Genomic DNA, 12186 nt, shown 5'->3' with positions numbered 1-12186 from the left:
TGGCGCGACCCACCCCGCGTATGGGGCGAGCCGATGCCGGGCTCAGTCGTCGTTGGAGCTGTAATTCACTACGGAAAGGAGGCGAATTGGTACTTGGGCAAGCTGCTCTGGACCATGGGGTATATCGGCTTCGAAAGTCAGGCTGTCTCCAGCCTCCATTGCGTAAAGCTGGTCACCATGGCGATACGTAAGCGCTCCCTCCAGCAGAAAAAGGAATTCGGTGCCCGGATGGGAGAAGGTTGGAAATTCTTCGCTCGCATCATCCATGCTCACCATGTATGCCTCGAAGCTGCGTTTCGGCCCTCTGACGTGGTTGAGTAGATGATAGGTATGCCCTTTGTCCGTTCCTCGTCGAACCACCTCCAAGCCCTCATGAGCCTTCACCAGCAGTGCCCCACCACCTTGCTGGTCGTACTGGCTAAAAAGCTTTGACATTGGGATCCCTAGTACATCGCAGAGGCGAGAGAGGGTGTCCAAGCTGGTGGATACCTGAGCATTGTCGATCTTGCTCAGCATTCCCTGACTTATTCCGGCTATCCGCGCGACGTCGGCGAGCTTCAGATCTTGAGCCTGTCGCTGCTTCCTGATCTGAATTCCTAGGTATTGCTCCAGCTTTAAGCGGGGCTCTTGATCATCGGCTCTAGGCATTTTTTTGCTCTTTTTGGTTGCGTGTCTTCTGAACGTGCACCGAATGCGAGCGATCGCTCGAATCGTGGCCCCTCCACAAGACCATAAAAATATTCCCTTTGTGAATATTTTTTTCACGAAATTCACGGGCTGCAATGATTTTTTGAGCTTTCGATGGACCTCAATACCAGGAATTGGCAAACGGCTTGCATTCTCGGAGGGAAATTAATTTTCCTTGTGGGAATTTTGAGGGTGGGTTACAAAGGCGCTGCGATCGCTTCGGTCACTCGAATGGTTCAGCCCAGCTGCTCTCATCCAGTCAATGAAGCGTGTCTATTCAGGAGTTCAACCATGTTGCCAGCGGAAACCCAGCGTCTGATCGAGGAGCACGGAATTAAGTACGTGCTTGCTCAATTCGTCGATATCCACGGCGCTGCGAAAACCAAATCTGTACCGATCACCGGTCTCAAGGCTGTGGCCGAGGATGGTGCCGGTTTTGCGGGGTTTGCGATTTGCGGTATGGGGATGCAGCCTCACGGTCCAGATTTCATGGCTCGTGGTGACCTTTCCACACTTACCCCGGTGCCTTGGCAGCCTGGCTATGGGCGGGTGGTCTGCATCGGTCATGTGAACGGTAAGCCGTGGCCGTACGACAGCCGATACGTATTGCAGCAACAGGTCGAGCGCTTGAAGGCTAAGGGTTGGACGTTGAACACGGGGCTGGAGCCAGAATTCAACCTGATGCGCCGTGATGCCAACGGTGTTCTTCAGCTAGTCGATTCTAGCGATACCCTCGACAAGCCTTGCTATGACTACAAAGGCTTATCTCGTTCTCGGGAATTCTTGGAGCGTTTGACTGAGGCGCTGCAACCAGTCGGTTTTGACATCTATCAGATTGACCACGAAGACGCGAACGGTCAGTTTGAGATCAACTACACCTACAGCGATGCGATGGAGTCGGCTGACCGGTTCACCTTCTTCCGTATGGCTGCCGGTGAGATTGCAAACGATATGGGGATGATCTGCTCGTTTATGCCCAAGCCAGATCCTAAGCGTGCTGGCAATGGAATGCATTTCCATCTCTCGATCTCTAGCGCTATTAGCAAGAATCTGTTCCACGACGATTCCGACGTTAATGGCATGGGGCTCTCAAAGCTGGCCTATCACTTTGCCGCCGGACTTCTCGCACATGGCCCCGCACTGTGCGCCTTCGCGGCCCCAACTGTTAACTCATATAAGCGACTGGTAGTGGGTAATTCACTTTCCGGTGCGACTTGGGCGCCAGCTTTCATCGCGTTCGGCGCCAATAACCGATCGGCGATGGTGCGTGTGCCCTATGGGCGATTGGAGTTCCGCCTGCCTGACGCAGGCTGCAACCCATATCTGGTTACTGCGGCCATCATTGCAGCAGGTTTGGACGGTATCGAGCGGGAGCTGATGCCCGACCAGATCTGTAATGAAAACCTCTACAGCCTTGGGCTGGAAGCTATTGCTGCAAAGGGTATCCGCACGCTTCCTCAATCGCTGAAAGAGGCCTGTGATGCACTGGAAGCCGACCCGCTATTTGCCGAGGTTCTCGGCAAGGAAATTGTTGGTGAGTTCATCAAATTGAAACGCATGGAATGGGTTGAGTACAGCCGTCACGTCAGCGATTGGGAAGTGAAGCGCTACACCGAATTTTTCTAATCAGTTAAGTCTTGATCATCAATCAGGTGCCCTTGAGTGGGTATGGGTACCTTTTGCCCTGGAGTCTGAAATATGTGTGGAATTGTGGGTCTTTACCTGAAGAATCCAGCGCTGGAATCGCAGCTCGGTAAACTTTTTGAGCCGATGCTCGAAGCGATGACTGACCGTGGTCCTGATAGTGCGGGTTTCGCAATCTACGGGGATGAGGTCTCTGACGGCTGGGTTAAGTTGACCCTTCAGGCGACAACTGACGAGTACGATTTCAAAGAGCTGATTGGCACACTTGAGGGGCGTCTCGGTGCTCCGCTTGACTGGTTCCAGAATGCGAGCGCTGTAGTCCTGAAGATTAAAGCTGATGAGGCAGTAGTTCGTGCGGCTCTTTCGGAGCTGGCCCCGAGCGTGCGCATCATGAGCGCCGGACAGAGCATCGAAATCCTCAAGGGCATGGGGCTGCCGGCGGAAATCTCCAGCCGTTTCGGCCTGGCCGGCATGAAGGGTAGCCACATCATTGGCCATACCCGCATGGCCACCGAAAGCGCGGTGACCATGGAAGGTAGCCACCCGTTCTCCACCGGCGCTGACCTGTGCCTGGTGCACAACGGCTCGCTGTCCAACCACTTCCGCCTGCGCCAGGAACTGCGTCGCGAAGGCATCACTTTTGAAACCGAAAACGATACCGAAGTAGCCGCTGGCTATCTGACCTGGCGTTTGCAGCAGGGCGATACCCTGGCCCAGGCCCTGGATGGTGCTCTGGAAGATTTGGACGGCTTTTTCACCTTTGCCATCGGCACCCGCAACGGTTTCGCCGTGATCCGCGATCCGATCGCCTGCAAGCCCGCAGTGCTGGCTGAAACCGACGACTACGTGGCCATGGCCTCGGAATATCAAGCGCTGGCAAGCCTGCCTGGTATTGAAAAGGCCAAGGTTTGGGAGCCGGCCCCGGCCACTCTGTACGTTTGGGAACGCGAAAGCGCCTGACCCCCACCGAATCACTGGAGATATTTATGAAGACGATCGACCTTTCCAGCGCCTCGGTGCGCGAACTCAACCAGGGCCTGCATGGTGAAGTGCAGGCTCAGGAATGGCGAGTGACTCATCCCGACGGTAAACACAACTTGGCCGTGGGCATCAATGCACCAGTTACCGTCGATATCGAAGGTCACGCGGGCTACTACTGCGCCGGCATGAACCAGCAGGCCAATATCACTGTGCATGGCAACGTTGGAGTTGGTGTAGCTGAGAACATGATGTCCGGCATCGTTCGGGTGAAGGGCAGTGCTTCCCAAGCTGCTGGCGCCACTGCTCACGGTGGTTTGCTAGTGATCGAAGGCGATGCCGGTGCGCGTTGCGGTATTTCGATGAAGGGCGTGGATATCGTGGTCGGCGGTAGTATCGGCCACATGAGCTGCTTCATGGGCCAGGCCGGACGCCTGGTGGTGTGTGGCGATGCCGGCGACGCGCTGGGCGACTCGCTGTACGAAGTACGTATCTACGTCAAGGGCTCGGTGCAGTCGCTGGGCTCGGATTGCATCGAGAAAGAAATGCGCGCCGAGCATTTGGAAGAGTTGCAAGAGCTTCTGAACGACGCCGGCCTGGACCACAAGGCCGCCGATTTCAAACGCTACGGCTCGGCTCGCCAGCTTTACAACTTCAAAGTCGACAACGCCAGCGCGTACTGATCCAGGAGCATTCCCATGAGCGAACAATTCCCCCCGGTACTGCGTGAGTCGGCCACCTTCGATCGGCTGACCATCCAGGAAATCCAGCGTGCCGCCGAAACCGGTATCTACGACATCCGCGGTGGCGGCACCAAGCGCCGTGTGCCGCATTTCGACGACCTGCTGCTGCTGGGAGCCAGCGTGTCGCGCTACCCGCTGGAAGGCTACCGCGAAAAGTGCGGCACCGATGTGGTGCTGGGCACGCGCTTTGCCAAGAAGCCGATCCACCTCAAAATCCCGGTGACAATCGCCGGCATGAGCTTCGGCGCGCTGTCGGCCAACGCCAAGGAAGCCCTGGGCCGTGGCGCGACCATTGCCGGCACCAGCACCACCACCGGCGACGGCGGCATGACCCCGGAAGAGCGCGGCCAGTCGCAGCACCTGGTGTACCAGTACCTGCCATCGCGCTACGGCATGAACCCCGACGACCTGCGCAAGGCCGACGCCATCGAGATCGTCCTCGGGCAGGGCGCCAAGCCGGGCGGTGGTGGCATGTTGCTGGGCATGAAGGTGACCGAGCGGGTAGCCGGCATGCGCACTTTGCCGATTGGCGTCGACCAGCGCAGCGCCTGCCGCCACCCGGACTGGACCGGCCCGGACGACCTGGCGATCAAGATTGCCGAGATCCGCGAGATCACCGACTGGGAAAAACCTATCTACGTGAAGATCGGCGCCAGTCGTCCCTATTACGACGTCAAGTTGGCGGTGAAGGCCGGTGCCGACGTGATCGTGCTCGACGGCATGCAGGGTGGCACTGCCGCTACTCAGGAAGTGTTCATCGAGCACGTGGGTATCCCAATCCTGCCGGCCATTCCCCAAGCGGTGCAGGCGTTGCAGGAGATGGGCATGCATCGCAAGGTGCAACTGATCGTTTCTGGTGGCATCCGCAACGGCGCAGACGTGGCCAAGGCAATGGCCTTGGGCGCCGATGCCGTGGCGATTGGTACCGCCGCGTTGATCGCGCTGGGGGACAACCACCCGCGGCTGGATGCGCAATTGAAGGAAATCGGCTCGGCAGCTGGCTTCTACGACGACTGGCAGAACGGCCGCGACCCTGCCGGCATCACCACTCAGGATCCTGAGCTGGCCAAGCGCCTGAATCCAGAAGAGGCGGGGCGCCGCCTGGCCAACTACCTGCGAGTGTTGGTGCTGGAGGCGCAAACTATGGCCCGCGCTTGTGGCAAATCGCACTTGCACAACCTCGATCCTGAGGACCTGGTTGCGCTCACAGTTGAGTCGGCCGCAATGGCTCGCGTCCCCTTGGCGGGAACGAACTGGGTACCCGGACAGGTCAAGTACTGATCCATTAAAAACCGCCGGCCTGATAGCTGGCGGTTTTTATTGTTGGGGTTGTCTATCGAGTCAGCGGCGGCCGTTGGTGTATCCAACCAGCTGGTGACTTATCTTCCCCAGTGAGCAGATTAGGTTTCGCCAGTTTTCTTTCCCTAACACCTGAGTCGGCTTGATCGAACTCATCACATCCCAGTGGCGAGAGCCTCCGAGCATCCCTTCTGCTACCACTTGGCTGACGACATGGCTTGGAGTGACTCCAAACCCTGAGTAGCCCTGGACGAAGAAAGCATTCGGGTGACCAGGGATGGTCCCGATTTGCGGGAAGAGATTTGCAGTGCACTCCATTGGCCCACCCCAAGCGAGGTCGATCTTCACATCCTTCAGGTAAGGGAACACATTCAGCATCAGGCCACGGTTCCAGGCTTTCAGGTCGTTCGGGATGTACTCAAGTGCTTTGGTTGCAGAGCCAAAAAGCAACCGGTTCTCTTTAGTGACTCGGTAGTAGTCAATCACCGGGCGGATATCGCTGAAGGCGCCCCTGATAGGGCTTATCTGGCTGATCAGTTTGGAGGGCAGGGGTTCAGTGACAAGCTGGTATGCGTACGTATTGATCGTCCGTTTATGGAGAAATGGCTCCAGTCGGTCCAGGAACGCTCCGCAGGACCATAGAATCTTTTTGGCACGCACCAGCCCTTTTGCCGTTCTGACCTTGATTGTGTCCCCATACGTAACCTCTAGAGCAGGCGTATTCTCAAAAATCCGACCGCCTAAATCGGCCAAGGCTTTGGCTGATCCCAATAACATGTTGAGGGAATGAATGTGGCCATTTCCCATATGCTTAAGGGCGCAGCTGTAGTAGTCCGAGCCTATGATTGACTTTACCGCAGAGCCCTCAAGGTATTCGATCTCTTGATCAGGACTGAGTTGTTTGAATTCCTTTTCCCAGGACTGAAGCAGCTTGGCCTGGCGTTTGTTGAACCCCATGTACCCGTAGCCGTGTTGAAAATCTGCGTCTATACCGTACTTCGCGATACGTGACTGTATGATTGATGAGCCAAGATCGCTGATTTCAAAGACTGCCTGTAGCCCTTGCTCTCCCACGCTTTTGCGAATTTTTTCTAGGTCATGGCCTATACCTGCCATTACATGCCCTCCGTTGCGGCCGGACCCTCCAAACCCAAGATAGCGTGACTCTAAGAGTACGATGTCCTTCACGCCGCGCTCTGCAAGCTCCAGAGCGGTGTTAACTCCTGAAAATCCGCCGCCGATGATGACAACCTCTGTGTCAATATCATGCTCCAAATCGGGGTATTTCGGATCGTATTTTCGAGTCGCGGTGTAGTAAGTAGTAGGCGTTTCGACAGATAGCATGGGGAGCACCTTTCTACCGACGGAAGCGGGCAGGCATAACTAGCTGGGCTCGTCGGTGAGTCTATTTTTGGAATGATGGACCATGCCGGCCCTTGGTCCATGTGCGCCAATATTTAACGCTCCAGCTCACGTAGAGGACATGATTCAAAGCGCAAGGTGTTGTCTGAGGGCGCCAAGGTCGTATTTTCCGCGTTTTCGCGCCCGCTGCACGCTCAAAAAAAGACCCCGGCCAAGGCCGGGGTCTGGTGTCACATACTGAGTATCAGTAGCGAATCATCACGGACTTCAGCTCGGTGTAGTCATCAATGAACGCAGCACCAAACTCACGGCCGATGCCCGAAGCCTTGACTCCGCCAAACGGCACTGCCGGATCCAGCATGGTATGCATATTTACCCAAACCGTTCCCGCCTCGATCTCTGGCACCAAGCGCAACGCCTTGGAGAGATCATTGGTCCAAATGCTCGCGCTCAAACCGTACGGAGTGTCGTTCATCAGGTGAAGCAGTTCCTCCTCGGTGTCGTAAGGAAGGAACGTAGCGATGGGGCCGAAGGTTTCTTCATTCAGCAAGGTGTCTTTGGCCGAGTTCGCAAGGATGATGGTCGGCTCTACATAGCAACCTGGGCCGTCAATAGCGTTGCCACCGAACACGATGGTGTTGCTTTCGTTCCGGGCGGTTTTGAAGAACGCCTCAAGCTTTTGCTGATGCTGCTTGTTGGTAACGGGGCCGAATTGGGTCGACTCATCCAGGGGGGAACCAATCTTTAGGGTCGCCAGACGTTGTGCCAGTTTTTCCATAAGTGATTCGATCTGAGAGCGATGCGCGAAGAAGCGTTCAGCCGCAGCGCAAATCTGGCCGGAGTGCAGGAAGCCAGCCTCGATAATGCCATCTGCGGCCTTGTCGAGATCCACATCACGCAGGAACCCGACGGAGTTCTTGCCGCCCAACTCTAAGGTGGCGCGTGTCAGCTTGGCTTCCATTGCGCTCTTGCCTACCGCAATACCTGTTGGGACCGAGCCAGTGAACGACACCTTGTTTGTGCCGGGGTGGTCAATGAGAGCCTTCCCGGACAGGCCGCTGCCTGTCACTACGTTGAGGGCACCAGCTGGCAGACCGGCCTGTGTTGCCAGCTCAGCGATGCGCAGGATTGTGAGAGGAGTGAATTCACTAGGCTTGATGATGATGCTGCAACCTGTGGTTAGAGCGGATGCAAGCTTCCATATAGCGATCATGGTGGAGAAGTTCCACGGCACAATCCCAACGACAACGCCCACAGGTTCACGCAAAGTGAAGGCGGTGTAACGCTCGCCGGCAAAGGAGGGCAGGGAAGGCGTGATGGTTTCACCGTTGATCTTAGTCGCCCATCCTGCGTAGTAGCGAAGGAAATGAGCTGCTTGGTCGACCTCGAATGCCCGCGAAATCTGGATGATCTTGCCAGATTGTACTGTCTCAAGCTGAGCCAACTCTTCTCGGTTTTGCTCTAAAAGATCTGCAAGCTTGAACAGCACAGCTGCCCTCGCTGCTGGACTGGTTTTCGACCAGATCTTGAAACCTGCTTGAGCACTCAAAACCGCCTGGTCGACATCAGCCTGACTACCTTCGCTTACTTGTGCAATAGCTTCGCTGTTAGCAGGGTTGATGACCTTTATTTTTGCGGACGTGGAGCTGGGGGAGTAACCGCCATTGATGTAGTGACCATGGTCACGTGCAAGGAAACTGTTAACGCTAGGCAGAAGGGTGACATCGCTCATTCGGGCAGGCTCCATCAATGAGGCAGAACGGCAGTAGCCGTAAAGCTGGCGGAATAATCCTTGACGGTACTCTGGGCAGCCTCATCTATCTTGACTGAGGCTGTCAGGAGCATGACTTACGGTGCCAATGTTAGCTTTGACACCTGCTGAATCAGACCTTGAATTGGTCCATGAGCTGCTTTTGATGACTCGCGAGCGAGTTGAGCTGGCTGCTAATGTGAGCCGACTCATTAGCTTGTTCGGTCAGCGTTTCAGTCACGGTACGTATCGCAGACACATTGCGATTCACCTCTTCCGCTACCGCGCTCTGTTCCTCGGCGGCGCTTGCGATTTGAAGATTCATGTCGCCGATAAGCGTGATGGCCTCACCTATCTTCGCCAGCGCTTGGGCTGCCTCTTGGATTTGCGAGGCATTCGTCTGTGCCTGGACTTGACTGGAGTGCATGGTTGCAACAACGCCACGGGTGGCGCCCTGTATACGCTCAATTACGCCGCGGATTTCCTCGACAGAGTCTTGAGTTCGCCGTGCCAAGCTACGGACCTCGTCCGCGACCACCGCGAAACCTCTTCCGCTTTCACCTGCGCGTGCTGCCTCGATTGCAGCGTTCAACGCTAGAAGGTTTGTCTGCTCAGCAATACTGCGGATCACCTCCAGCACAGAACCGATCTCATTGCTGCTCAATGCCAAGGCCTCGACCTCGACTACCGCCTTACTCACTTCGGCCGCTAATGCACTGATATCTCGGGTGCTGCGATCGATGATGGTGATTCCGTCTTTAGCGGCCGCATCAGCAGCGATCGCTGCTTGTGCTGCGTTAGATGCGCTATTCGCAACATCATGAGCTGTGGCGCTCATCTCGTTGGCTGCGGTGGCAACCTGATCCACCTCGCGGAACTGGACCTGCATGCCTGAACTGGTTTGACGAGCGATTTCGGCGGACTGGTCGGCAGTGCCACGAGCATCAGTGATGCTCTGCTTGATGTTGGCAATAGTGGGCTGAAGTTTTTCAAGAAAGCGGTTGAACCATCCAACCAGGTTGCCCAGTTCGTCTTTCTTGCTATAGGCCAGTCGCTGGGTCAGGTCACCGTCGCCACTGGCAATATCTTTGAGCATGGCTGCCACGTTGTTAATCGGCCGCGTGACGCCAGTAGCGGTAAGCCAGATCAGAAGTAGGCCGAGAGCCGCAGTGATTACTGCAACCAGTACCGTTTTAGACACGCCTTCGATTTGGACCTGATCTAGCAATTCTTGAAGCCTGTCGGAATCGGCAAGCAGCACCTGCTGGGGTAGTTCGATAGTGACCCCCCAATTCTTGCCTCCTGGGAAGGGCTGTACCGGATGAATCGCGCGGATTGTGCCGTGCTCAGAGGTTATCTGTGTGTCCTGCTGCGCCAAACCCTCCAGCACAGTACGGCTGTCTGTGCCCAATACCTCGTTTATAGGCTCGCCTACCTTGCTCTGGTCTGAGCTGAATCCAGCAATTACACCGCTCGTGGAGGTGACAACTATGCGGCCGGCCCCATCAAAAATCTCGCTTTGTGCCTTGTTGATAGTCGCCTGGATTGTGTCAAGAGCAATGTCTACACCGATTACACCCAGAACCTTGCCTTGAAAGATCACTGGCATTGAAAGGGTTGTCATGAGCAAACGCTTACCGGCAACCGTATCGGAGTATGGATCCATTAGGCACGCGGCTTGGGAGTCCCGGGGGCACGTATACCAGCTATTGTACGGGGCGCCGCTGAGGCTTAGGTCAGTCTTGCTGAGGTCGCTCTCTGTGAAAATCAATTTCACTGACTGACCATTGCCGCGGTTGAAAACCCTACCGAATCGACCTGACTCGTTGGAGGCGCGCTCCGCGTCACCAATGAAGTCGCGGTCTTTGCCATCGAGAGCATTGGGTTCGTAAGCGAGCCATATGCCGACTACGTCTGGGTTGTGATCGAAGGCCGTTCTAAGCTGCCGATCCAGCTCTTCGCGGAGAACACTGGCGCTCAATCCACGGCTTTCAGCCATTGATCGTAGGTCATTAGCCTGATCCACCAGGGACTGCATCAGTTGCAAGCTTGAGTGAAAGGTTCTCTGCAACTCAAGTGCTTGCTCAGCAGCTTGAGCCTGTAGCTGAGCCTCTGCGCTCTTGGTGAGCATCTTCCGACTCTCAATACTGATCAGACGATTGCTACTGCTGTTCTGGTAGATGTTCATGCCCGCGGTGAGGCTCATCATGACCAGAAGACAGAGGCCTGATAGGAGCACAATTTTCAGGCGAATGGACATCGAGCTAAGCATAAAGGGGCTATCTCACGATGGGCAGCCCCGCTGATGGTGACCTTTGATCGTCGAAATGCGGGGCTGCTAGAGGAAAGCGCGCCTTGCCTCGGCGCGCTTCTAGGATCAGAAATTGGTAACGAACAGTAGTTGGGCGTAGACGTTGGTTCGATCGCTACCGAGCTGGCTTCCACCATTTTCGGCACTGTTATCCGGCTTGTAGAAGCCAACAAGCGGCAATACGAGCAGGTGTTCGTTAACAGTCCATTCGCCATAGATATCCAGCTCTTTACCAGAGAGGTCCAAGACATCTTTGTTGATGGTATCGAACTTGTAGAGAAGGGCGCCTGCGTTGAAGGTTGGGGTCAGCGCAAGCTTCAACCCGACCTGCTGGATCGTCGAGTTGGAGTTGAACGGGCCGGCGTAGTTGCCTGCAACTTCGCCTTGGAACCAGGTGCCCAGCTCTCGGCCGTTACCATAGAACAGCGGGTCGTAGGCTTCAGAGAAGCGGCTGTAGCGGTAGTTGACCTTGGGAGTGAATTGTACGTCGTTGAAGGTCCAGCCTGCTTCAAGGTACCAGGCGTTCTCATCCGTCGTGGTTTTATGCTCCTTTGCATACTCACCGGCCAAGAACAGCCCTGGAACACCCGCATCCCCTTTAGCGCGCACGCTGTAAATCTTCATATCCTTGCGTTCGGGATAGAGGATATCGGCGAACTCCTTATCGGTGTCCACTACCTTCAGCGCGGTCAAGCCAACGGTGCCTTTCTCTGTTACGTTTTCGAGAGTGGCAACGACAGTCTCTGGTGAAGCTTGCGCCCTGTTATCTGATTTGAGCCACATCAGATCCCCGCGTAGGCCCTGTGAGCCGCCTAGGCGTAGTACTGCCGTTTCGTCGAAATTTTTGCGCCCGGTCAGGTAGTAGGCTCCCCCGCGATTCAGGCGACCGTCCAATAAGCCTTTACCGAAATCGAGAGCATCACCCGAGACAATGAAGCCATCACCAACCACGATATTCTGCCGCCCAAAGGAGACCTCAATGCCATCCTCGCCCAGCATAGGGGCTAGATTCCCCGACTTCCATCCTGCGTAGGCGTCTTCAATTTTGGTAGTCCGCTCATCTCCGACAGACCAACCAGCTGCGTCACCATCTCCAAATGTGGCGCTAGAAACCCAGTTCAACGCTGCGTACGTGCTACCAAGATTTTCGGTTTTGTGTTTGATATCGAGGCCATATTGGAAAACAGCTTCTTGCCAAGAGACAGACCCCTTTGTTTGTTCGGGGTTTTGCGCATAACTTTCCCGGCTAGTGAATATACCAAACGATGCAGCGAGCTTTGCGTCGATCGTTGTCGCGTCGTCGCTATACAGCGGTAGGCTTTGCGCTGTTGATGAGATTATTGACAGGGCGGGTGCCGCACACGCTAATGCAATACGCAACGACAATTTACTGCGGTGTACAAGTTTCATCA

Annotated in this window: 8 protein-coding genes and 2 pseudogenes; 4 read left to right on the top strand and 6 right to left on the bottom strand. The window is 55.6% G+C overall.

Annotation, left to right across the window (positions count from 1 at the left end):
• Window positions 1-42: 42 nt before the first annotated feature.
• On the bottom strand, window positions 43-648 hold the full coding sequence (locus HU725_RS13640; protein WP_186478123.1) for a cupin domain-containing protein: 606 nt from the start codon (window positions 646-648) through the stop codon (window positions 43-45).
• Window positions 649-978: 330 nt separating this feature from the next.
• Here HU725_RS13640 and glnT point away from each other — a divergent pair, with 330 nt between their 5' ends.
• From glnT to HU725_RS13620, 4 genes are all read left to right on the top strand, one after another.
• Window positions 979-2313: a type III glutamate--ammonia ligase gene (gene glnT, locus HU725_RS13635; RefSeq protein ID WP_186478124.1), complete on the top strand. Its 1335-nt coding sequence runs from the start codon at window positions 979-981 to the stop codon at window positions 2311-2313.
• Window positions 2314-2385: 72 nt separating this feature from the next.
• The gene (locus HU725_RS13630) at window positions 2386-3291 is read left to right on the top strand and encodes a class II glutamine amidotransferase (protein ID WP_186478125.1); all 906 of its coding nucleotides are present in this window, start codon (window positions 2386-2388) and stop codon (window positions 3289-3291) included.
• A gap of 26 nt (window positions 3292-3317) precedes the next feature.
• Window positions 3318-3992 (top strand): GltB/FmdC/FwdC-like GXGXG domain-containing protein, encoded by a 675-nt coding sequence (locus HU725_RS13625; protein WP_174369520.1) that lies wholly within the window; start codon window positions 3318-3320, stop codon window positions 3990-3992.
• 15 nt (window positions 3993-4007) lie between these two features.
• Window positions 4008-5333 carry an FMN-binding glutamate synthase family protein gene (locus tag HU725_RS13620; protein WP_186478126.1) on the top strand — a complete coding sequence of 442 codons (1326 nt, stop codon included), beginning with the start codon at window positions 4008-4010 and terminating at the stop codon, window positions 5331-5333.
• Window positions 5334-5393: 60 nt separating this feature from the next.
• Here HU725_RS13620 and HU725_RS13615 read toward each other — a convergent pair whose 3' ends face one another.
• From HU725_RS13615 to HU725_RS13600, 5 genes and pseudogenes are all read right to left on the bottom strand, one after another.
• Complete coding sequence (locus HU725_RS13615) at window positions 5394-6695, bottom strand: NAD(P)/FAD-dependent oxidoreductase (RefSeq protein WP_186478127.1); 1302 nt, start codon at window positions 6693-6695, stop codon at window positions 5394-5396.
• A gap of 262 nt (window positions 6696-6957) precedes the next feature.
• Window positions 6958-8445, bottom strand: coding sequence for an aldehyde dehydrogenase family protein (locus HU725_RS13610; RefSeq protein ID WP_186478128.1), 1488 nt, complete (start codon window positions 8443-8445; stop codon window positions 6958-6960).
• A gap of 151 nt (window positions 8446-8596) precedes the next feature.
• Window positions 8597-9121, bottom strand: a pseudogene (locus tag HU725_RS23190) (methyl-accepting chemotaxis protein); the annotation flags it as partial.
• A 333-nt stretch (window positions 9122-9454) separates the two neighbouring features.
• Window positions 9455-10462, bottom strand: a pseudogene (locus HU725_RS23185) (methyl-accepting chemotaxis protein); the annotation flags it as partial.
• Window positions 10463-10840: 378 nt separating this feature from the next.
• Complete coding sequence (locus HU725_RS13600; protein ID WP_437180298.1) at window positions 10841-12184, bottom strand: alginate export family protein; 1344 nt, start codon at window positions 12182-12184, stop codon at window positions 10841-10843.
• Between the last annotated feature and the right edge of the window lie 2 nt (window positions 12185-12186).

The sequence above is a fragment of the Pseudomonas promysalinigenes genome, from assembly GCF_014269025.2.
Taxonomy (GTDB): Bacteria; Pseudomonadota; Gammaproteobacteria; order Pseudomonadales; family Pseudomonadaceae; genus Aquipseudomonas; species Aquipseudomonas promysalinigenes.
This window is presented reverse-complemented; position numbering and strand designations above follow the sequence as displayed.

Excerpts from the sequence above, each read along its gene's own strand:
- HU725_RS13640 (WP_186478123.1), bottom strand. The coding sequence starts at position 648 with ATGCCTAGAGCCGATGATCAAGAGCCCCGCTTAAAGCTGGAGCAATAC.
- glnT (WP_186478124.1), top strand. The coding sequence starts at position 979 with ATGTTGCCAGCGGAAACCCAGCGTCTGATCGAGGAGCACGGAATTAAG.
- HU725_RS13630 (WP_186478125.1), top strand. The coding sequence starts at position 2,386 with ATGTGTGGAATTGTGGGTCTTTACCTGAAGAATCCAGCGCTGGAATCG.
- HU725_RS13625 (WP_174369520.1), top strand. The coding sequence starts at position 3,318 with ATGAAGACGATCGACCTTTCCAGCGCCTCGGTGCGCGAACTCAACCAG.
- HU725_RS13620 (WP_186478126.1), top strand. The coding sequence starts at position 4,008 with ATGAGCGAACAATTCCCCCCGGTACTGCGTGAGTCGGCCACCTTCGAT.
- HU725_RS13615 (WP_186478127.1), bottom strand. The coding sequence starts at position 6,695 with ATGCTATCTGTCGAAACGCCTACTACTTACTACACCGCGACTCGAAAA.
- HU725_RS13610 (WP_186478128.1), bottom strand. The coding sequence starts at position 8,445 with ATGAGCGATGTCACCCTTCTGCCTAGCGTTAACAGTTTCCTTGCACGT.
- HU725_RS13600 (WP_437180298.1), bottom strand. The coding sequence starts at position 12,184 with ATGAAACTTGTACACCGCAGTAAATTGTCGTTGCGTATTGCATTAGCG.